Annotated in this window: 16 protein-coding genes and 2 tRNA genes; 4 read left to right on the forward strand and 14 right to left on the reverse strand. The window is 59.9% G+C overall.

Annotated elements, in window-relative coordinates; all coding sequences use genetic code 11:
- Positions 1-30: 30 nt before the first annotated feature.
- Positions 31-795 (reverse strand): 23S rRNA (guanosine(2251)-2'-O)-methyltransferase RlmB, encoded by a 765-nt coding sequence (rlmB, locus tag ACMXYJ_RS30775; RefSeq protein WP_415758152.1) that lies wholly within the window; start codon positions 793-795, stop codon positions 31-33.
- Positions 792-3,422, reverse strand: a complete 2,631-nt coding sequence (gene rnr, locus ACMXYJ_RS30780) for a ribonuclease R (RefSeq protein ID WP_415758153.1) — start codon at positions 3,420-3,422, stop codon at positions 792-794. Before rnr ends, rlmB begins: the two co-directional genes overlap by 4 nt.
- Before the next feature lie 226 nt (positions 3,423-3,648).
- Between rnr and ACMXYJ_RS30785 the strand changes: the two genes are divergently transcribed.
- The 4 genes from ACMXYJ_RS30785 (at position 3,649) to ACMXYJ_RS30800 (ending at position 6,923) form a co-directional block, all read left to right on the forward strand.
- Positions 3,649-3,735: transfer RNA gene (locus tag ACMXYJ_RS30785), tRNA-Leu, on the forward strand.
- 166 nt (positions 3,736-3,901) lie between these two features.
- Positions 3,902-3,988: transfer RNA gene (locus tag ACMXYJ_RS30790), tRNA-Leu, on the forward strand.
- Between the two features lie 359 nt (positions 3,989-4,347).
- Entirely contained in the window at positions 4,348-5,358 is a 1,011-nt protein-coding gene (locus ACMXYJ_RS30795; protein WP_415758154.1) for an extracellular solute-binding protein, read from the forward strand.
- The gene (locus tag ACMXYJ_RS30800; RefSeq protein WP_415758155.1) at positions 5,358-6,923 is read left to right on the forward strand and encodes an ABC transporter permease; all 1,566 of its coding nucleotides are present in this window, start codon (positions 5,358-5,360) and stop codon (positions 6,921-6,923) included. Before ACMXYJ_RS30795 ends, ACMXYJ_RS30800 begins: the two co-directional genes overlap by 1 nt.
- Before the next feature lie 84 nt (positions 6,924-7,007).
- Here ACMXYJ_RS30800 and ACMXYJ_RS30805 read toward each other — a convergent pair whose 3' ends face one another.
- The 12 genes from ACMXYJ_RS30805 to ACMXYJ_RS30860 form a co-directional block, all read right to left on the reverse strand.
- Positions 7,008-8,942, reverse strand: coding sequence for a methyl-accepting chemotaxis protein (locus ACMXYJ_RS30805; protein WP_415758156.1), 1,935 nt, complete (start codon positions 8,940-8,942; stop codon positions 7,008-7,010).
- A gap of 150 nt (positions 8,943-9,092) precedes the next feature.
- A complete protein-coding gene (locus ACMXYJ_RS30810) occupies positions 9,093-10,382 on the reverse strand; it encodes an adenylosuccinate synthase (RefSeq protein WP_415758157.1) in 1,290 nt (429 codons plus the stop codon).
- A gap of 54 nt (positions 10,383-10,436) precedes the next feature.
- The gene (locus ACMXYJ_RS30815; RefSeq protein WP_415758158.1) at positions 10,437-11,624 is read right to left on the reverse strand and encodes an ATP phosphoribosyltransferase regulatory subunit; all 1,188 of its coding nucleotides are present in this window, start codon (positions 11,622-11,624) and stop codon (positions 10,437-10,439) included.
- A 318-nt stretch (positions 11,625-11,942) separates the two neighbouring features.
- Positions 11,943-12,812 carry a protease modulator HflC gene (gene hflC, locus ACMXYJ_RS30820; protein ID WP_056746351.1) on the reverse strand — a complete coding sequence of 290 codons (870 nt, stop codon included), beginning with the start codon at positions 12,810-12,812 and terminating at the stop codon, positions 11,943-11,945.
- The gene (hflK, locus tag ACMXYJ_RS30825) at positions 12,812-13,984 is read right to left on the reverse strand and encodes an FtsH protease activity modulator HflK (RefSeq protein WP_415758159.1); all 1,173 of its coding nucleotides are present in this window, start codon (positions 13,982-13,984) and stop codon (positions 12,812-12,814) included. Before hflK ends, hflC begins: the two co-directional genes overlap by 1 nt.
- A 96-nt stretch (positions 13,985-14,080) precedes the next feature.
- Entirely contained in the window at positions 14,081-15,382 is a 1,302-nt protein-coding gene (hflX, locus tag ACMXYJ_RS30830) for a ribosome rescue GTPase HflX (RefSeq protein WP_415758160.1), read from the reverse strand.
- Between the two features lie 12 nt (positions 15,383-15,394).
- Positions 15,395-15,655, reverse strand: a complete 261-nt coding sequence (gene hfq, locus ACMXYJ_RS30835) for an RNA chaperone Hfq (protein WP_007902656.1) — start codon at positions 15,653-15,655, stop codon at positions 15,395-15,397.
- A gap of 94 nt (positions 15,656-15,749) precedes the next feature.
- Positions 15,750-16,721 carry a tRNA (adenosine(37)-N6)-dimethylallyltransferase MiaA gene (miaA, locus tag ACMXYJ_RS30840; RefSeq protein ID WP_415760828.1) on the reverse strand — a complete coding sequence of 324 codons (972 nt, stop codon included), beginning with the start codon at positions 16,719-16,721 and terminating at the stop codon, positions 15,750-15,752.
- The gene (gene mutL / locus ACMXYJ_RS30845; RefSeq protein ID WP_415758161.1) at positions 16,721-18,631 is read right to left on the reverse strand and encodes a DNA mismatch repair endonuclease MutL; all 1,911 of its coding nucleotides are present in this window, start codon (positions 18,629-18,631) and stop codon (positions 16,721-16,723) included. Before mutL ends, miaA begins: the two co-directional genes overlap by 1 nt.
- Positions 18,628-20,055, reverse strand: a complete 1,428-nt coding sequence (locus ACMXYJ_RS30850) for an N-acetylmuramoyl-L-alanine amidase (RefSeq protein ID WP_415758162.1) — start codon at positions 20,053-20,055, stop codon at positions 18,628-18,630. The genes mutL and ACMXYJ_RS30850 overlap by 4 nt, the downstream gene beginning before the upstream one ends.
- Entirely contained in the window at positions 20,056-20,526 is a 471-nt protein-coding gene (gene tsaE / locus ACMXYJ_RS30855) for a tRNA (adenosine(37)-N6)-threonylcarbamoyltransferase complex ATPase subunit type 1 TsaE (protein WP_415758163.1), read from the reverse strand.
- Positions 20,514-22,013, reverse strand: coding sequence for an NAD(P)H-hydrate dehydratase (locus tag ACMXYJ_RS30860; protein ID WP_415758164.1), 1,500 nt, complete (start codon positions 22,011-22,013; stop codon positions 20,514-20,516). Before ACMXYJ_RS30860 ends, tsaE begins: the two co-directional genes overlap by 13 nt.
- Position 22,014 lies beyond the last annotated feature (1 nt).

The following is a 22,014-nucleotide window of genomic DNA, read 5'->3' on the forward strand; positions in this document are numbered from 1 at the left end:
AGGCTCGCTCCCACAGGGATTACTACTGGATCAGGACTTTTTGCCGGTCCCGGCAGCCTTGACACTGCGCTGGCGCTGAGCTTCGAACAGGCAAACGCCGGTGGCGACGGACACGTTGAGGCTGCTGACGCTACCGGCCATCGGCAGGTGCACCAGGTAGTCGCAAAGATCGCGAGTCAGGCGGCGCATGCCGCTGCCTTCGGCGCCCATGATCAGGATGGTCGGCCCGGTCATGTCCTGGTCATAAATATTGACCTCAGCCTCACCTGCCGTACCCACGACCCACAGCCCGCGCTGCTTGAGTTTTTCCAGGGTGCGCGCCAGGTTGGTCACGGCGACCAACGGAATCACTTCCGCCGCGCCACAGGCGACTTTTCGTACCGTTGGGGTCAGCGTGGCTGACTTGTCCTTCGGAACGATCACCGCCAATGCGCCGGCCGCATCGGCCGAACGCAAGCAAGCACCAAGGTTGTGCGGATCGGTCACGCCGTCGAGCACCAACAACAGCGGTGCACCTTCGGTGCGATCGAGAAGCTCGTCGAGCATCGCCTCACCCCAGACCTGGCTCGGACTCACGTCCGCCACCACGCCCTGGTGCACGCCTTCAACCCAGGCATCCAGCTCACGGCGCTCGGCGTTGCCGACGGCCACGCGATTTTCATTAGCCAGTTCGATCAGCGTCTGAACCCGCGGATCACTGCGGCCTTCGGCCAGCCAGATCTGCTTGACGCGTTTTGGGTGGTGACGCAGCAACGCTTCTACAGCATGCACGCCGTAGATCTTTTCCAGACTCATGACTTGACCTTCGGTTTACGCGCCCCGCCGCTTTTGGCGGCTGGAGCAGAACCCGCTTTTGGCGGGCCTTTACGGTGTTTACTCGGTTTGGCTGGCTTGCCGCCGGGAGCCTTGTCAGGCGCCGACCGTCCGGTCTTTCCCCCAGACGCCGCTTTACCGCCGCTTTTCGCTTCAGACAGCAACGCCTGCTTCATTTCGCGGCTTTTGCGCAATTCAGCATTTTTCGCCGCGGCATCGCTCGGGCGATAGGCTTCTACGGCTTTTTCCTTGGCAGGACGACGACCGGTTTTCGCCGGAGCCGGCTCTGCAGCCGTTTTGGCAGCTGGCGCAGCGGTTTCAGCCCCACGCTTCTTGCGGCCAATCGGCGCGCTGATGGTCTTTTCAGCCATCTCGAAGTCGATCTTGCGTTCGTCGAGGTCGACGCGCATGACCCGCACTTCAACGGTATCGCCAAGACGGAAGCTGCGACCGGTACGCTCACCGGCCAGGCGGTGGTGCACAGGATCGAAGTGGTAGTAATCGCCCGGCAGCGCGGTGACGTGCACCAGGCCTTCGACGTAGATATCGGTCAGCTCGACGAACAGACCAAAACCGGTCACGGCAGTGATCACACCCGGGAACGACTCGCCCACACGGTCTTTCATGAACTCGCACTTGAGCCAGTTCACGACGTCGCGGGTCGCTTCGTCGGCACGGCGCTCGCTCATCGAGCACTGCTCGCCGAGCTGCTCCAGGATCGCCTCGTCGTACGGATAGATGCGCGCTTTCGGAATGGTCATCGCGCCAGCACGGCGAACGTGCGGGGTGTCCATTTTCGAATGGATCACGCTGCGGATCGCCCGGTGCGTAAGCAAGTCCGGGTAGCGGCGGATCGGCGAGGTGAAGTGGGTATAGGCTTCGTAATTCAGGCCGAAGTGGCCCTGGTTATCGGCGCTATACACCGCTTGGCTCAACGAACGCAGCATGACGGTCTGGATCAGGTGGAAATCCGGACGGTCCTTGATGCTCGCCAGCAAGGCCTGGTAATCCTTCGGCGACGGGCCGTCCTTGCCTTTGTGCAGGGACAGGCCAAGCTCGCCAAGGAAGGCGCGCAGTTTTTCCAGACGCTCCGGTGGCGGACCATTGTGCACGCGATACAGCGCAGGGATTTCGTGTTTCTTCAGGAATTCAGCAGTGGCCACGTTGGCCGCCAGCATGCATTCCTCGATCAGTTTGTGCGCGTCGTTACGAACGGTCGGACGGATTTCGGCAATCTTGCGCTCGGTGCCGAAGATGATCCGGGTTTCCTGGGTTTCGAAATCGATCGCGCCACGCACGTGACGAGCGCCCAGCAGCACTTTGTACAGTGCGTAAAGCTGCTTGAGGTGTGGCAGAACGTCGGTGTACTCGCCGCGAAGCTGACGTGCTTCGGTGAGTTTCGGCGTTTCCAGCATCGCGCTGACTTTGTTGTAAGTCAGACGAGCGTGGGAGTGGATCACCGCTTCGTAGAAGCAGTAGTCGGTCATCTCGCCGGTTTTGGAGATGGTCATCTCGCAAACCATGGCCAAACGATCGACGTGCGGATTCAGCGAGCACAGGCCGTTGGACAATTGCTCAGGCAGCATCGGCACAACGCGCTCGGGGAAGTACACCGAGTTGCCGCGAACCTGGGATTCGTTGTCCAGCGCCGAACCGATCTTCACGTAGCTGGAGACGTCGGCAATCGCCACGTACAACTTCCAGCCACCGGAGAACAGGCGCAGCTTGCCTGGCTTGGATTCGCAGTAAACCGCGTCATCGAAGTCGCGCGCATCTTCACCGTCGATGGTCACGAACGGCAGATGGCGCAGGTCGATGCGCTTCTCTTTGTCTTTCTCTTCGACTTCAGGCTTGAGCTTGGCGGCTTCTTTCAACACCGCCTCAGGCCATACGTGCGGGATATCGTACGCGCGCAGGGCGACGTCGATTTCCATGCCCGGCGCCATGTAGTTACCCACGACTTCAACCACGTCGCCTTGCGGCTGGAAGCGTGGCGTCGGCCAGTGAGTGATCTTCACTTCGACGAACTGACCGATATTGGCATTGGCGTTGCGACCCGGCGTGACCAGCACTTCTTGCTGGATCTTCGGATTATCCGCAACCACGAAGCCAATACCGCCTTCTTCGAAGTAGCGGCCGACGATGGTCTCGTGGGCACGGGACACCACTTCGACGATCATGCCTTCGCGGCGACCGCGACGGTCCAGGCCGGAAACACGGGCCAGGGCACGGTCGCCGTCGAATACCAGGCGCATTTGCGCCGGGCTCATGAACAGGTCGTCACTGCCGTCGTCCGGGACCAGGAAGCCGAAACCGTCACGGTGACCGCTGATGCGGCCCAGGATCAGGTCGAGCTTGTCCACCGGCGCATAGGTGCCGCGACGGGTATAGATGAGTTGAGCGTCGCGCTCCATGGCGCGCAGGCGGCGGCGCAGGGCTTCGATCTGGTCTTCTGTGGTCAGACCAAACTCTTCGACCAGCTGCTCGCGGTTAGCAGGCGAACCCCGATCAGCAAGGTGCTGAAGGATCAGTTCGCGGCTAGGAATAGGGTTTTCATATTTTTCCGCTTCACGAGCGGCCTCGGGATCGAGGGACTGCCAATCGGCCATTAGAGAGTTTTCACCTTGTCTATATGCGGGTTAGTTTGGCATAGGCGTAATGAAACGGGAAATTTCAGGCTATGACAGCCCATCTAAAGCCCTTTATCGACATCGCGAAGCTGAATTAAATGCCACTTGTAAATTTTTTCAGGTTTTTTCGACCTCAGGGGTTTACAGTTAAAAAGACGCTCCGTATAGTGCGCGCCATCGACGACGCAGACGCATTGTCGATAATGCCCAGATGGTGAAATTGGTAGACACGCCAGCTTCAGGTGCTGGTGACCGCAAGGTCGTGGAAGTTCGAGTCTTCTTCTGGGCACCAATTTCGAGCTTGAGATTAGTTCAATTTCAAGGCTCACACAAAAACCCGCGAAAGCGGGGTTTTTGCATTCTAAGCCTCTGATTTATTAAAACTAAATCAGGGGTTTACAGATCAAAAAGCTCTCCGTATAGTGCGCCACATCAACAGCGGCAACGCTGAAGATAATGCCCAGATGGTGAAATTGGTAGACACGCCAGCTTCAGGTGCTGGTGACCGCAAGGTCGTGGAAGTTCGAGTCTTCTTCTGGGCACCAATTCAAATTCAAGGTCACGATCTTGAATTTCACAGAAACCCGCGAAAGCGGGTTTTTGCGTTTCTGGCCTCCTGAAATCAAGTCAATATTTCTCCTGAATGAAGGTCTTCTTGTGGCGAGGGGATTTATCCCCGTTGGGTTGCGAAGCGGCCCCAAAACCTGCACCGGCAATGTGCCAAGATCGCGCGCTATGTTTTAACGACTGCTGCGCAGCCGAACGGGGATAAATCCCCTCGCCACAAAGGATGTGCGCCAGCCGCTCTAGCAAAGACATCCTCGCCCCGCAAGGCGCACTTGAGAAACAATATCGTTTATCATTGTTTCAAGTTTTTGCAATGCGACAGTGAGGAACCTTGCGAATGATGTTTCGAAATACCCTGCGCCGCGGCCTGACCATCACCCTGCTCGGTCTGGCACTCGCTACCCCCCTCACCCAAGCCGCCGAACCGGTTTCCCTGACACTCTATAACGGTCAACACAAAGAAGTCGGCGACGCTATCGCCAAAGCCTTCGAAGCCAAGACCGGGATTCACGTCAATGTGCGCAAAGGCAGCAGCAACCAGCTCGCCAGCCAGGTCGTCGAAGAAGGTGATCGCTCCCCTGCCGACGTGATCTACACCGAAGAATCGCCACCACTGAACAAACTCGGCGAACAAGGCCTGCTGGCGCAGACTGATGCCGCCACCCTTGCCGTTCTGCCCAAAGACTACGTCGCCGGCAACGGCACCTGGATTGGTATCACCGCACGGGTCCGCGTGGTCGCCTTCAACCCGAAACTGATCGATGAAAAAGACCTGCCAAAGTCGGTCATGGAGTTCTCCGATCCGAAATGGCAAGGCAAGGTTGGCTTCGTGCCTACCAGCGGCGCCTTTCAGGAACAGGCCGTGGCAATCATCAAAGTGCACGGCATGGACGCTGCCGAAGAATGGCTGACCGGCCTGCGCGCGTTTGGCAAAACCTACAGCAACAACATGGTTGCACTGAAGGCGGTGGAAAACGGCGAAGTCGCTACCGTGCTGGTGAACAACTATTACTGGTTCGCCTTGCAGCGTGAAAAAGGCCAGCTCGATTCGAAACTGCATTATTTCACCGGCGGCGACGTCGGCGGGCTGATCACTGTTTCCAGTGCGGCCGTACTGAAATCCAGCAAACATCCAAAAGAAGCCCAGCAATTCCTCGCTTACATGGCCAGCGAAGAAGGTCAGCGCGTGATCACCCAGACCACCGCCGAATACCCGCTGCACAAAGGCATGGAATCGGATCGCGGGCTCAAGCCGTTCAGCGAGCTGGAAGCACCGAAAGTCACGCCAGCCGACCTCGGCAATGCCGAAGAAGCCCTGGACCTGGAACGTGACGTTGGCTTGAACTGATGAGCGCATCGTTATCCGCCCCCGCCTCGAGCGGGGGTTACGTGCCACGGCGCAAGCGGCCATCGATCTGGCTGCTGCTACCGGTTTTGCTGCTGGTGGTGCTCAGCCTGTTGCCGCTGGCGTATGTAGGACTCAAAACCTGGCAGGCCGGTTGGGCCGAGGCGCTGCATTTGTTGTGGCGCCCTTATGTGTTTGGCCTGCTGCGCAACACCCTGGCGCTGATGGTCGGTGTGACGCTCGCCTGTGGCGTGATCGGCCTGTCGCTGGCTTGGCTGCTTGAGCGCAGTAACTTGCCGGGACGGCGCTTGTGGGGCGTGATTCTGTGCCTGCCGTTCGCGGTACCGGCATTTGTCAGCAGCTTTACCTGGGTCTCGCTGAGCGCTCATTTCGAAGGCCTGGGCGGGGCGATCCTGGTGATGACCCTGTCCAAGTACCCGCTGATCTTTCTGCCGGTCGCGGCGACACTGCGCAATCTCGATCCTTCCCTCGAAGAATCCGCCCGCACACTGGGGCAGAATCGCTGGGGCGTGTTTTTCAGAATTACCCTGCCGCTGCTCTGGCCGTCACTGCTCGCCGGTTCGCTGCTGATCGCGCTGCACATGCTGGTGGAGTTCGGTGCGTTGTCGATCATCGGCCTGCAAACCTTTACCACCGCGATCTATCAACAGTTCGAACTGGAATTCAGTAACGCAAATGCAGCGATGCTTTCCGCCGTGCTGCTAGCGCTGTGTCTGATGCTGCTTTGGTTGGAACTGCGCGTACGTGGCAAGGGCCGACACGTGCGTACCGGTCAGGGCGCGGCCCGGTATGCGGAACAGGTTCGGCTGGGGCCTTGGGCTGCTGCCGGACAACTTTATTGCCTGGCGCTGGCGATCATCGGCAGCGGTATACCGCTGGGGATGCTGGCGTACTGGCTGGCAGTGGGTTCGTCGGCTGCGTTCCCGGTAGCTGCGATCAGCGAGGCGCTGCTCTCCTCCCTGGCTTTGTCGCTGGGCGGCGCGGCGCTGTGCCTGGTGCTGGCAGTGCCGGTGGGATTGTTGGTGGTGCGCTACAAAGGCCAATTGGCGATCTGGGCCGAACGCTTGCCATATCTGCTGCATGCGCTGCCAGGACTGGTGATAGCGCTGACATTGGTGTATTTCGCCCTGCACTATGTGCCGGCGCTGTACCAGACTTCGGCATTGTTGCTGATCGCTTATGCGCTGTTGTTTCTGCCGCTGGCTCAGGCGCCAATTCGTACGGCACTGAACAAGGCCGCGCCGCAACTGGAAGAGGCTGCACGCACGCTGGGGGCGTCGTCCTTCAGCGCGTTTTGCCGGGTGACGTTGCCGATCATCTTCCCCGCACTCGGCGCGGCGTTTGCGCTGGTGTTTCTGGATGCGATGAAGGAACTGACGGCGACGCTGCTGCTGAGTCCCACCGGGCTCAATACGCTGGCGACGGAAGTCTGGGCACATACCGCGAATGTGGAGTTTGCGGCGGCGGCGCCTTATGCGGCGCTGTTGATATTGGTGTCGGGGTTGCCGGTTTATCTGCTTACTACCCGGATGTATTTGAGCCGCTGACATTGTCATCGTCGGAACGCCGCCCGGAGCGAGCTTGCTCCGGGCGGCGTTCCGACGATGACTTCTGACGCAGCAATACAAATCTTAAGCCCTGAACTGCCCCAGGCTCGCCTTCAACTGCGCCGCCAATCCATCCAGCACCTTGCCGCTGGCCGTGGTTTCCACCACCGCTTGAGCCGCTTTCTCGGCCTGTGCATGAATGGTTTCAACCCGACCACGCACCGCCTGCGCGCCTTGCGCCTGATGCGCCGCTGCCTGCGTTGCCAGACCTATTGCCGCATGCACTTGCTCGACCGACGCCTGCACCGATTGCTGCAACCGTGCACTGTCACGTAACACCAGCAAACCTTCACTGGCCTGACGCCCGGCCTGACCGATTGCGGCCACCGCCTCACGCGCACCTTGCTGCAAGGCAACGATGTGCGCCTGAATGTCGCCGGTGGAGCTTTGCGTCTTGCTCGCCAGTGCCCGCACTTCGTCCGCCACCACAGCAAACCCGCGACCGGTCTCGCCCGCACGCGCTGCTTCGATGGCCGCGTTCAGCGCCAGCAGGTTGGTTTGCTCGGCGATCCCGTGAATCACCGTCAGCACCACTTCAATCTGCTCACTCTGCTGCGCCAGCCGCTCGATGACTTTCGCCCCGGTATCGACCTGCCCGGCCAACGCCTCGATCAGGCTGCCGACTTTCGCCGAGGTCCGCGTGTTTTCATCCGTGGCCGAACGAATATCCACCACTTGCTGCAAGGCTGCCTGCATGGCATGACTTTCAGACTGGGCTTCGTCAGCCATCTGCGACAACGCCCGCAGGCTCTCGGCCACTTCATCGCGCTGCATGCCCGCCGCTTTATCGGCCCCGGCATTGCGCAAGGTCATCGCGCCGATTTCCACGCCGGTACGCTGAGCCACATCGCCCGCTTCGCGCACGATCGGCTGCAACTTATCCACAAAGCGATTGACCGCCGAGGCCATGTCGCCGATTTCGTCCTTGCTGTTGATCTGCACGCGCTTGGTCAGATCGCCCTCGCCCGCCGCCAGATCATCCATGGCCGCAATCAACAGCTTCAGGCGATTGACTACACGACGACCCAGCACCACGGCCAACAATAGCAACACGCCAAAGCCCACCACCGCCAGACCCATGCCGATGCGCCAGCGCAAGGTGCCCGCCGCTTCCTGCACGGTGCTGGTGGTGTTGGCCTGCATCTCTGAAGCCGTGGATTGCGCCGACTTCAGGCGCGCGCCCATCGCTGCCGCACTATCAGCCGCCGCGCCTTTGAGGCTGTCGCCGACCAGTTGATCACTGCTGGCGATCAGCGCCGAAAAGCGCTTGTCGAGGGCTGCCAGATCGACTTCCACAGAAGCGGTGGAGACACCCATCAAGACCTTGCCGATTTCCACGCCATTGGGGCTGATTGAGGCTTCGAGGTAGTAGACCGATGGATCGCTCTTCGCCGCATCCAGCACTTTGTCCAATGCGCGCTCGCCCTGGCCTTTCTCCAGCAGCGCTTTGTTGATTGGGTTCTCGCGGTTCAGATAACGCGTCAGGTGCTGGCCGGTAGCGTCGTCGTAGATCACGAATAGCACGCTGGGATTACGCTGAGCCCGGCGGGCGAATTCGGACAGGGTTGGAACGTCGCTGTCCCACATGGCGCGGGGTGCGACCGAAGCCAGAAGCTGCGCCATATCATTGGCGGAGTCCTTCAGATCCTTCTCCAGCGTCGCACGCAGCTGTGCCTGCTCGTCCTTCAATCGCGAGGACAAGCCCGCCGTAAGGCGCTGACGAGTACTGGTGGAGAGGCTGTCGAGGCTCGACGTGACTTCACGCCCCGCTTGCTCCAACTCACCGGAAAGTTTTTGACTGTCGGCACCCAGGCGCACGCCCAGATCGGCTTCCAGTGCGGTCACTGTGCTCCGAGTCAGGGCGACAGCCACCAGCACCTGCACCAACAGTGCGATACCAAGGGTAACGAACACGGGCCGTAATAGACGGCTTTGTAACAATGAGAGAACCGCGGACACTTGATATCCCTCGACCTGAACGCCATTAAATTGATGGCACGCCAGAAGACGCGCGCTTAATGAAGATCACAGCAAAGGTCATGCCGTCCAACAGGCATAAACGACAAAGGCCCCGATTAAGGGGCCTTTGTTTTTTACATCAATGACTTATTAAGCGAACGGGTGACGCAGAACGATGGTTTCGTTGCGGTCCGGGCCCGTCGAAATAATGTCGATCGGCGCACCGATCAGCGTTTCGACGCGTTTGATGTAGGCACGTGCGTTGGCCGGCAGCTCTTCCAGGGTTTTGGCACCCACGGTCGACTCGGTCCAGCCCGGCACTTCTTCGTACACAGGCTGCAGGCCCACGTAGCTGTCAGCGTCAGTCGGGGCAACATCGTTACCTTCGGCATCTTTGTAGCCGACGCAGATGTTGATGGTTTCCAGACCGTCGAGTACGTCCAGCTTGGTCAGGCAGATGCCCGAGATGCTGTTCACATCGATAGCGCGACGCAGGATAACGGCGTCGAACCAGCCACAACGACGGGCGCGGCCAGTCGTTGCGCCGAACTCGTGACCTTGTTTGGCCAGGTGTGCACCGACTTCGTCGAACAGTTCAGTCGGGAATGGACCCGAACCTACACGCGTGGTGTAAGCCTTGGTGATGCCCAGGATGTAGTCCAGGAACATCGGACCAACACCCGAACCGGTAGCAACGCCGCCAGCGGTGGTGTTAGAGCTGGTCACGTACGGGTAGGTACCGTGGTCGATGTCCAGCAGGGAGCCCTGGGCGCCTTCGAACATGATGTCTTTGCCGGCGCGACGCAGGTCGTGCAGCTCGGCCGTCACGTCCAGCATCAGCGGCTTGAGCAGCTCAGCGTATTCCTTGCACTCAGCCAGGGTCTTTTCGAACTCGATAGCCGGCTCTTTGTAATAACCCACCAGCATGAAGTTGTGGTAATCCACCAGTTCACGCAGCTTGTCTTCAAAGCGCGGCATATTGAGCAGGTCGCCAACACGCAGGCCACGACGCGCAACCTTGTCTTCGTAGGCCGGGCCGATGCCGCGACCGGTCGTACCGATCTTCAGCTCGCCACGGGCCTTTTCACGGGCCTGGTCCAGCGCAACGTGGAAGGACAGGATCAGCGGGCAGGACGGGCTGATACGCAGGCGCTCACGCACCGGTACGCCTTTCTCTTCCAGCTTGACGATCTCGCGCAGCAAGGCGTCCGGTGCAACCACCACGCCGTTGCCGATCAGGCACTGCACGCCTTCGCGCAGCACGCCCGACGGGATCAGGTGCAAGACGGTTTTTTCGCCATCGATCACCAGGGTGTGACCAGCGTTGTGGCCACCCTGGTAGCGCACTACGGCGGCAGCATGTTCGGTCAGCAGATCAACGATCTTGCCTTTGCCCTCATCACCCCATTGGGTGCCCAGGACTACGACATTCTTACCCATAACACTTGTCCTCATTCGCGCAAACTTGGTGCCGGCCGCGGCCGACAGGAAAACTCAAGAAGCCAGTGGCGATACTTGCCAAAGCCCGTTCTGCTGAATCAATTGCCGGTCGCAGTCCGCTTCACGGGCGGCGGCCAAAGGTTGCCCAGGCAACGCCTGAACGACACGCTGACCCTCACTGCGCAACTGGCAAACCTGCTGCCAGAGTGCCGCATCCGTACTGTCAGGCATCCAGATACCGCCAGACGGTAACTCGATCTCAGCACGCCCCAGGGTCACCAGGGTTTTCAAATCGGTAGAGAAGCCGGTTGCCGGACGGGCACGACCGAAGTCGGCACCGATGTCGTCGTAACGACCGCCCTGAGCAATGGACTGGCCAACACCCGGCACGAACACCGCGAACACCACACCCGTGTGGTAGTGGTAACCGCGCAACTCGCCCAGGTCGAAATACAACGGCAACTCAGGGAAACGCGCGGACAGACGCTCGGCAATCGCCAGCAAATCGTCCAGGGCTGCCAGAACCGGTGCCGGTGCATTCGCCAGACGCTCGCGGGCAGCGCTCAATACGTCACGGCCGCCACACAGGTCGACCAGCGCCCGCAACATGCCCGACAGATCGGCAGGCAAGCCTTCGGTCAAGCTAATGACCTCGTCGATGGCCTTACGTTGCAACGCATCGAACAACTGTTGTTCAACTTCACCGGACAAACCGGCGGCGCGAGCCAGGCCGCGGTAGATACCCACATGACCGAGGTCCATGTGCACATCCGGCACATCGGCCAGTTGCAGCATAGCCAACATCAGGCTGATGACTTCCACGTCGCTGCTCGGGCTGGCATCGCCGTACAACTCGGCACCCAGCTGGATCGGGCTGCGCGAGGACGACAAGGCGCGCGGCTGAGCGTGCAGCACGCTACCGGCATAGCACAGACGGCTCGGGCCTTCGCGACGCAAGGTGTGCGCATCGATGCGCGCCACTTGCGGCGTGATGTCAGCACGGAAACCCATCTGCCGGCCCGATTGCGGGTCGATGACCTTGAAGGTACGCAGATCGAGGTCCTGGCCCGCGCCGGTCAGCAGGGATTCCAGGTACTCGATATGGGGAGTCACGACAAACTCGTAACCCCAGCTCTGGAACAGATCCAACACCTGACGACGCGCGACTTCAATGCGCGCCGCTTCTGGTGGCAGTACTTCTTCGATGCCATCTGGCAGCAGCCAGCGGTCTACCGTTGCCATTACGCCATTCCCCTATGATCCGGGCGGCAAGCCTTTGGGCGAGCCTTGAGTGAAGCAGAAAATGATCGGTTCATACGCACAAACCACGCGCATGAACAACGTGGCGAAAAGCCTGAAACCGGCTTCGCCAACCACTTTCCTCGAAAAACCTGTCGAGTCATTCAACTCGCACGCCTGCATAAAAAACAGCAATCAAACGTGCAGACGCAAAAAAGCCGGGAATTTCCCGGCTGCCGCATCATACACACGTTTTCCCAAAGGATCACCCCGCCCGAGGTGTTAGCCGTCAGGCGGGGGATGATTCAGGTCAACGTCGTATCAAGGCTTGGCTTTTTCCAGGTAACGGAAGAAGTCGCTGCTTGGGTCCAGGACCATGACGTCGGATTTGTTCGCGAAGCTTTCACGGTAGGCACGCAGGCTACGGTAGAAACCATAGAACTCCTGATCCTGGCCGTAGGCCTTGGAGTAGATCGCAGCGGCCTGGGCGTCACCATCACCGCGAACCTCTTCAGATTCACGATAGGCTTCAGCCAGCAACACGCGGCGTTGACGATCAGCGTCGGCACGAATGCCTTCTGACAGTTCGTTACCCTTGGCGCGGTGCTCGCGAGCTTCACGCTCACGCTCGGAACTCATGCGCTCGAACACGCTGCGGTTCACTTCTTTTGGCAGATCGATGGCCTTGACCCGAACATCGACAACTTCGATGCCCAACTCTTTTTCCGCCATCTTGTTCAGCGAAGCCGTGATATCGGTCATCAGCGCATCGCGCTCACCGGAAACCACTTCGTGCAGCGTGCGCTTACCAAACTGGTCACGCAGGCCCGATTCCAGACGACGGGAAAGTCGCTCGTCAGCAATCTGCTTGAGGCCGGACGTCGCGGTGTAGAAGCGCTCGGCATCTTTCACGCGCCACTTGGCGTAGGCATCAACCATGACGGCTTTCTTTTCCAGCGTCAGGAAGCGTTGTGTCGGTGCATCCAGCGTCATCAGGCGTGCGTCGAATTTACGCACCTGGTTAACGTAAGGCACTTTCACATGCAGGCCTGGCTGAACATCAGCCTGGACCACGCGACCAAACTGCAGCAGCACCGCACGCTCGGTCTGAGCCACGATGTAGAAGCAGTTCCAGGCAGCGATCGCCACGACGACGCCGACAATAAGGGCGATCAGCGATTTATTGCTCATCAGCGACTCTCCCTGGTACGTGCTGGCTGTTGCTGCAGATCGGCTGCCGCACGCGCATTCGCTTCATTGCTGGTGGCTGCCGCACCGGTCACCGAAGTGCTGGTGTTGCGACCACTTTCGACCATTTTGTCCAGCGGCAAGTACAGCAGATTGCTCTGGCCATTCTTGTTGCCGGTCACGAGAACCTTGCTGGTGTTGCTAAAGACTTCCTGCATGGTGTCCAGGTACAGACGCTCACGGGTAACTTCAGGTGCCTTGCGGTACTCGGCGACCAATTTAGTGAAGCGATCGGCCTCACCCTTGGCGCGCGAGACGGTTTCGTCACGGTAACCATTGGCATCTTCGATGATGCGCTGGGCCTGACCACGGGCTTCCGGCACGACACCGTTGGCATAGGTTTCAGCCTGGTTGCGCGAACGCTGCTCGTCTTCACGGGCGCGGATCACGTCATCGAAGGCTTCCTGCACTTCACGCGGTGCGGCTGCGCTCTGTACGTTGACCTGAGTGACGGTGATGCCGGTGCGATACGTATCCATGAAGCGTTGCAGACGCTCCTTGATTTCGCTGGCCATCAATTCACGACCTTCGGTCAGCACCTGATCCATAGCGGTGGAACCCACCACGTGGCGCAAGGCACTTTCGGTCGCGTGCTGCAGGCTGATTTCCGGCTGATCGACGCTCAGCACGAAGTCCTGCAGATTGCTGATCTTGTACTGCACGGTCAGCGGCACTTCGACGATGTTCTCGTCTTCAGTGAGCATTTGACCCTGCTTGGTATAGGCACGCTCACGCGTGACGTTTTCCAGGTACTTGCGATCGATCGGCGGGAAATAGATGTTCAGGCCCGGGCCAACGGTTTCGTAGTACTTGCCGAAGCGCAGCACCACGGCTTGCTCCTGCTCGTCGACTACATAGACCGCGCTGTACAGCCATACGGCCGCCAACACGACCAGACCGATGCCGAGCAGACCGCCGAAGCCGCTACTCCTGCCCGAACCACCACCGTCATCACCGCGTTTTTTACCACCACCGAACAACCCGTTCAGGCTTTCCTGCAGCTTTCGGAAGGCCTCGTCGAGATCCGGTGGTCCCTTGCGGTCGCCGTTATTGCGGCGCTTGCCACCCCAAGGATCCTGATTATTCGAGTTGCCACCCGGCTCATTCCAAGCCATAGCGCTCTCCATCTGATAAAGCAAAGACGCACCCACGGCGCGCCGACCAATGCTACAGAATGCCTGTCACCGCGGCACAACCGCTTTCTCAGGCTTTTATTGCAAAGTGTGTTGCTCGATGAATTCCATCGGTTGCAGACCTTCGCGACTCACCAGTCGATTCAACTCGACCCGTGGCAAGCGAACGGCCAGCAGGCTGATGCCTTCTTCGTCGTGTTCTTCTTTCTGCACCGCACCGAGTTCGAAAAACTGCGCACGCAGTCGAGCAAAACGTTGCGGCAAACGCAAGGTACCGATAAACAACTCACTGCCCAGCAACTCGGCAATGGCTTGTTCAAGCAATTCCAGACCAGTGCCATCACGCGCCGACAGCCAGACCCGTTGGGGTTTGCCGTTTTCGTCGCGCTGAATTTGTGGCTCAACGCCTTCAAGCAAATCGAGTTTGTTATAGACCTCGAGTATCGGCAAGTCCTGGGCACCAATCTCGCCCAGCACCACCATCACCTGCTCAATCTGCAACATGCGATCCGGTTCGGCCGCATCGATCACGTGTAACAACAGGTCCGAGTTGCTCGACTCTTCGAGGGTAGACCGAAATGCCTCGACCAGCTTGTGGGGCAAGTGGCGAATGAAACCTACAGTGTCCGCCAGGACAATCGGCCCCAGGTCGTCCAGTTCCAGACGACGCAAGGTCGGGTCCAGTGTGGCAAACAATTGGTCAGCCGCGTAAACGTCGGATTTCGTCACGTTATTGAAGAGCGTGGATTTACCGGCGTTGGTATACCCCACCAGCGACACGGTAGGGATATCCGCACGCATACGGCCACGTCGCGACTGCTCGCGCTGGCTGCGTACTTTCTCCAGCCGGCCCTTGATCTGTCGCAGGCGAACCCGCAGCAAACGGCGGTCTGTTTCCAGTTGGGTTTCACCCGGACCACGCATGCCGATACCGCCACCTTGGCGTTCAAGGTGAGTCCAGCCACGAACCAGCCGGGTGCTCATGTGGTCAAGCTGGGCCAGTTCTACCTGGAGCTTGCCTTCATGGGTACGGGCGCGCTGGGCGAAAATATCGAGAATCAGACCGGTGCGGTCGATCACGCGACACTCGAAAACACGTTCGAGGTTACGTTCCTGACTGGGCGTGAGGATGTGATTGAAAATCACCAGATCGGCCTCTTCGGCCTTGACCAAGTCGCGCAGTTCCTCGACCTTGCCACTGCCAATGAGGAATTTGGCGGTTGGCCGATGACGCGGCACGTTAAAAAACGCAACGGTCTCGGCGCCCGCCGAATTAGCCAGCTCCTGAAACTCCTGCGGATCTTCGCGCGCCTCAGGGTCCTGTCCATCCAAGTGAACGAGGATTACTCGCTCACCACCACCGTGGCGCTCAAAGAACAAAGGAGACTCCTATCAGGCGTTACCTGGCTCAGCGTCACCTGCTTCGGATTCGGTTGCGCTAGGCAGACGAATTGGACGAACCGGCACCACTGTAGAGATAGCGTGTTTGTAAACCATTTGGCTAACGGTGTTTTTCAGCAGGATAACGAACTGGTCGAAAGACTCGATCGTGCCTTGCAGTTTGATCCCGTTGACCAGGTAGATGGAAACCCCCACTTTCTCTTTACGTAAAGTATTCAAGTAAGGGTCTTGTAGCGAATGCCCTTTTGACATGTGCCGCACTCCTTTAAGGATTCAATATAAAAAATAGGTAAACAAATGGCTTGTGGCCGTCACACCCCCAAGGATAGACGGCAAATGCAAGGACTCAGCTCAATATGGAGATGGTCCCAAGGTATTTCAAGGCGCGCGGCAGATTGTCGCAATCCAGGCTGTCCAACCAGTGTAAATCAGCCCAACTGCGCAGCCAGGTGAACTGGCGCTTCGCCAATTGGCGCGTGGCAATGATTCCACGCTCCTGCATCTCGGCTTGCGTCAGCTTGCCATCCAGGTAATCCCAGACTTGTCGGTAGCCTACTGCACGTATAGACGGCAACCCGGCATGCAGGTCACTTCGCTTACGCAGGGCTACGACCTCGTCAATGAATCCCTGTTCCAACATATTCGTGAATCTTTGTTTAATTCGCTCGTGCAATACCTGGCGATTTGCCGGAGCAATGGCCAAGTTCGCGACAGTATAGGGCAATTGTTGCAGTCCCGAGGCGGCTGCTTCAGTACTTTGCGCAGATTGTTGCAACCTTAGTGCAGTCATGCTCTGACCGCTGACGCGATAAACTTCCAGCGCTCGACTGAGTCGCTGCGGATCGTTCGGATGAATACGCGCCGCAGATTCCGGATCGATGACTGCCAATTGTTCGTGCAAGGCTTGCCAGCCAAGGCGTGCAGCCTCTTCTTCGATCTGTGCGCGAATGGCTGGGTCAGCCGCCGGCATGTCTGCCAGACCTTCGACCAAAGCCTTGTAATAGAGCATTGTGCCGCCCACCAGCAGCGGAATTTTGCCCCGCGCGGTGATCTCGGCCATGGCTTCGAGGGCATCACGACGGAAATCGGCGGCCGAATAGCTCTCTGCCGGATCGAGAATATCGATCAAACGGTGTGGAAATTCAGCCAGAAGCTCTTTTGAAGGCTTGGCAGTGCCGATGTCCATGCCACGGTAGACCAGCGCCGAATCGACGCTGATCAGCTCGCAAGGCAAGACTTTGGTGAGTTCGATGGCCAGGTCGGTCTTGCCGGCGGCGGTCGGCCCCATCAGGAAAATCGCAGGAGGGAGCTGGCTCATCAACGACCGCGCAAAAACAGTTTGTCCAGATCGTCCAGGCCCAGTTGGGTCCAGGTCGGTCGGCCATGGTTGCATTGACCGCTGCGCTCGGTGTTTTCCATATCCCGCAACAGACCGTTCATTTCCGGCAGGGCCAGACGCCGATTCGCACGAATCGCGCCGTGGCAGGCCATGGTGCCGAGCAGTTCGTTCAGGTGTGCCTGAATCCGGTCGCTGGTGCCGTATTCCATCAGATCTGCCAGAACGTCACTGACCAATCGATTGGCTTCAGCTTGCTTGAGCAGTGCCGGAATCTGCCGGATGGCCAGGGATTCCGGGCCCAGACGCTGCAATTCAAAGCCCAGGCGCTGGAACCACGCGACGTGCTCTTCAGCGCAATCGGCTTCACGCTGACTGACCGCCAGAGACTCCGGCACCAGCAACGGCTGACCGCTCAGGCCTTCGCTGGCCATGGCGATTTTCAGACGTTCATACATGATCCGCTCGTGAGCGGCGTGCATGTCCACCAGCACCAGGCCCTGGGCGTTTTCCGAAAGAATGTAGATACCCTTGAGCTGCGCTAGCGCATAACCCAGTGGCGGAACATCGTCCTGCCCGGCCGGAAGTGCGACCGCATTGGCTTCGGGCAACGGCGCGAAAAACTCGCGATACGCAGCCTGGGCTTCCGCCACCGGCACGCCGGACTGAGGCTTAGGCGTGTATTGATACTGATAACCGGCGCCAGCGCCCGAGCCCGCCGCCGTATTAAAGGACGGTTGCCCTTGAGGCTGTTCCAGCAACGCATTCGCTGCCAGACGCATTTCGCCCTGTGGACCGAACTCGCCAGCATCAATGCCGGTCGGCCGAACGATGGCCGTCGCGACAGGCGCGGCCAGATGGTCTTCCGGCCGCACATCGCCCAAGGCACGGTGCAGGGTGCCATAGAGGAAATCGTGAACCATGCGCCCGTCACGGAAGCGCACTTCGTGCTTGGTCGGGTGCACGTTGACGTCAACGCCTGCCGGATCGACTTCGAAAAACAGCACGAACGTCGGATGCCGACCATTGAACAGCACGTCGCGATAGGCCTGGCGCACCGCGTGGGCCACCAGCTTGTCGCGTACGGCACGGCCGTTCACAAAGAAATACTGCAAGTCCGCCTGACTGCGGTTGAACGTCGGCAAACCGACCCAACCCCACAAATGCAGGCCATTGCGCTCGATCTCAATCGGCAGCGCCTGCTCGAGGAACCCCGAACCGCAAATCGCCGCCACACGCCGGGCACGGGCCGCGTCGTCATGGGCTTCGTGCAGACTGAGGATGGTCTTGCCGTTGTGGCGCAGATGGAACGCCACGTCGAAACGCGCCAGTGCCAGACGCTTGATCACTTCTTGCAGGTGATCGAATTCGGTTTTTTCGGTTTTGAGAAACTTGCGTCGCGCCGGGGTGTTGAAGAACAGGTCACGCACTTCCACCGACGTGCCCACCGGATGGGCCGCTGGTTGCACGCGAGGCGCCATGTCCCGGCCTTCGGTCTCGACCTGCCAGGCCTGATCGGCCTCTTTAGTGCGAGAGGTAAGAGTCAGACGCGCCACGGAGCTGATCGAGGCAAGTGCTTCACCCCGAAACCCGAGGCTCATGACCTGCTCGAGGTCTTCCAGGTTACGGATCTTGCTGGTGGCGTGTCGCGCCAGGGCCAGCGGCAAGTCATCGGCAGAAATGCCGCTGCCATCGTCGCGCACCCGCAGCAGCTTGACGCCGCCCTGCTCCACATCGACATCGATGCGCTTGGCGCCGGAGTCGAGGCTGTTTTCCAGCAGCTCCTTGATCACCGAAGCCGGGCGCTCAACCACCTCACCGGCGGCAATCTGGTTCGCCAGTCGCGGGCTGAGCAGCTCGATGCGAGCCGTGTTGGTCAGCACCTGGTTCATTCTTTGGCCGCCAGTTCAGTGCCGGGAATGGTCAAGTGCTGACCGATTTTAAGCTCATCACTCGACAGCCTGTTGGCGCTGCGCAGCGTGGCCGGAGACACCTGATATCGCACGGCAATCATCGCCAGCGTCTCGCCGGGGCTCACCCGATGGTCACGAGGACCTTGGGCGATCCCACCGGAGTCGCGCAGCCAGGCGATGTAGGTCCCCGGCGGTGGATTCTGCTGGAAGAACTGGCGCACGCCGCTGCTGATCGAACGCGCCAGCGCTTGCTGGTGATTCGCTGCGGCAAGCTTGGAAGCTTCGTTGGCGTTGGAGATGAACCCGGTTTCCACCAGGATCGATGGAATGTCCGGCGACTTCAGCACCATGAACCCGGCCTGCTCTACGCGCTGTTTGTGCAGCGGCGTAACGCGGCCGATGTTGCTCAGCACCTTTTGGCCAACGTTAAGGCTGGAGGTCAGGGAGGCAGTCATCGACAAGTCGAGCAGCACGCCCGCCAGCATGCGGTCCTTGTCGTCGAGGCTGACGTTGCCGGCACCGCCGATCAAGTCGGAACGGTTTTCGCTGTCGGCCAGCCAACGGGCCGTTTCCGAGGTAGCGCCGCGATCAGACAGGGCGAACACCGAGGCACCGAAGGCAGCGGCCGAAGGCGCGGCGTCGGCGTGGATCGAAACGAACAGGTCGGCGCCCTTCTTGCGGGCGATTTCGGTACGGCCACGCAACGGAATGAAATAGTCGCCGGTGCGGGTCAGTTCGGCGCGGAAGCCTTTCATGCCGTTGACCTGACGCTGCAGTTCGCGGGCGATGGCCAGCACCACGTCTTTTTCACGCTGACCGCGAGAGCCGGAGGCACCCGGGTCTTCGCCGCCGTGACCGGCATCGATGACCACAACAATGTCGCGCTTGCCGGCCGGGGCTGGCGGCAGCTTCACCGCAGGCTCCACCGGCGTGACCGGCACCGGGGCGACCGTCGCGACGTTGGTCGGCGCTGGAATTGGCGCGGCGTCAGCGGCGTTATCGAACAAGTCGACCACCAGGCGATTGCCGTACTGGGCGTTTGGCGCCAGGGTAAAACTTTTCGGCGTCACGGCTTTTTTCAGGTCGATGACCACCCGCAGGTCGGTCGGCGTACGTTGAGCCGAGCGCATGGCGGTGATCGGAGTGTTCGAGCTGTTGACGTTCAGCGGCGCCCCCAGTGTCGCGCCATTGATGTCGATGACCAGCCGATCCGGGGCTGTCAGGGTAAAGACACTGTGCTGGACAGGCCCACTCAGGTCGAACACCAGTCGTGTGTTGTCCGGAGCCCGCCACAGGCGAACGCTGTTGACCTTTGTCTCGGCCACAGCGTCGACGGTCACCGCCAAAAACAACAATCCTACGGCAGCTACCATCGCGCGAAAGCGCATACCTAACCCCATCATTTAATTGGTTTCCAATGCCAAAGCGGCACACCACGACTCGCCACGCGAGCCCTGGGACAAAATTTTCAGCGAACGCCCGCCATCTTGCGGGCTAATGGTAATGGTCAGGTCGGGCTTTGGCAAAAAGCCTGCACCCTTTTCGGGCCACTCGATCAGGCACAACGCGTCGTCTTCGAAGTAGTCGCGGATGCCGAGGTACTCCAGTTCTTCAGGATCGACCAGGCGATAGAGGTCGAAATGGAAGGCCCGGATGTCGCCAATCTCGTAGGGTTCGACCAGGGTGAAGGTCGGACTTTTTACTGCGCCCACATGCCCCAGGCCACGGATGATGCCCCGGGACAGCGTGGTTTTCCCCGCGCCCAGATCTCCCTCGAGAAAAATCAGACCGTGCCCTTGAGTGGTTTTTGCGATGCGCCCGCCAAATGCAGTCATCGCTTCTTCATCAGCCAGGTACAGGGTTACTTCAGACACGGTGCTTGCTCCTCCAACAACTGACGAATGGCTGGAATCAGATCACTGGCCGCCAGCCCACGGCCCGATTTACCTTCTTGCGCGCCGGCATTGGCGTGCAGCCAGACGGCCAGGCAGGCGGCGTCGAACGCCTCCATGCCTTGCGCCAGCAATGCGCCGACCAGACCGGCCAGCACATCACCCAAACCGGCGGTGGCCATGGCCGGATGGCCCTGATGACACAACGCCAGGCGCCCATCGGGGCTGGCGATCAGGCTGCCGGCGCCTTTCAGCACCACGACAGCTGTATATTTTTTGCTCAATGCGTGAGCGGCAGCGGGGCGGTCAGCCTGAACTTCGGCAGTTGATATCCCCAGCAGTCGCGCCGCCTCGCCCGGATGCGGTGTGATCACACAATCCTTGGGCAAGCTCACGTGCTCTGTGGCCAGCAGATTCAATGCGTCGGCGTCCCAGACTTGCGGCAGCGGCGCGTTGGCAGCCGCCGACAAAAGACTGCGCCCCCAGGAAGCCTGACCCAAGCCTGGGCCGACAACCAGCACGGAAACCTTTTGCAGCAGTTCCATCAATTGATTGGCCGACGAAGTGCCCAACACCATGGCTTCGGGGATTCTCGCCAGCGCGGCCGGAACATGCTCACTGCGCGTCGCCACCGACACCATGCCCGCACCGCTACGTAGCGCACTTTGCGCGCTCAGCAGGATGGCGCCACCAAAGCCGCGATCACCGCCGATCAGCAATACGTGGCCGAATTTGCCCTTATGGGAAGTTGAAGCCCGGCTTGCCAGACGCGGCAAGGAACTGGCCGTCAGCCGACGTGCACTGATGGGGACTCCGTTAAACGACTCGGGGGAGGCCTGCAGATCGTTGAACACCCACTCGCCGACCACGTCTGCAGCATCGCCGGTGAACAGACCCAGTTTCAGGCCGATGAACGTCACCGTCAGGTCAGCCCGCACCGCAGCGCCTAGTATTCGGCCGGTATCAGCGCACAACCCCGAAGGGATATCCACTGCCGCAACCGGCAGCCCGCTGCCATTGATCGCTGCGATCACGCCGGCGTAGGGTTCTCGCACCTCTCCCGTCAGACCGGTACCGAGCAAGGCATCCAGCACGATACCGCGCAACTCGGACTGTGCGCTCCAGGCTTGAACCGCGACACCTTCGGACACGGCCTCGGCATGGGCCAATGCCGCATCACCTTGTAAACGCGTGGGATCACCGGCCGCCAACACCCGCACATGCCAGCCCGCACGCCTGGCCAGCACGGCCACCAGATAACCGTCGCCGGCGTTATTGCCATGACCGGCCACGACACTCAATTCGTTCGCCGTCGGCCAATGACGGACCAGCGCACGCCAGGTCGCCCGCGCCGCGCGCTGCATCAATTCGAAGCCCGGAGTACCGCCCGCGATCAGGCTCGCATCGAGGGCTCGCACTTGCGCGGCGCTATACAGCGCGTCGGGTAAATCATCTTTAGTGTGCGGCATG

The sequence above is a fragment of the Pseudomonas arabinosi genome (assembly GCF_047758675.1).
GTDB lineage: Bacteria > Pseudomonadota > Gammaproteobacteria > Pseudomonadales > Pseudomonadaceae > Aquipseudomonas > Aquipseudomonas arabinosi.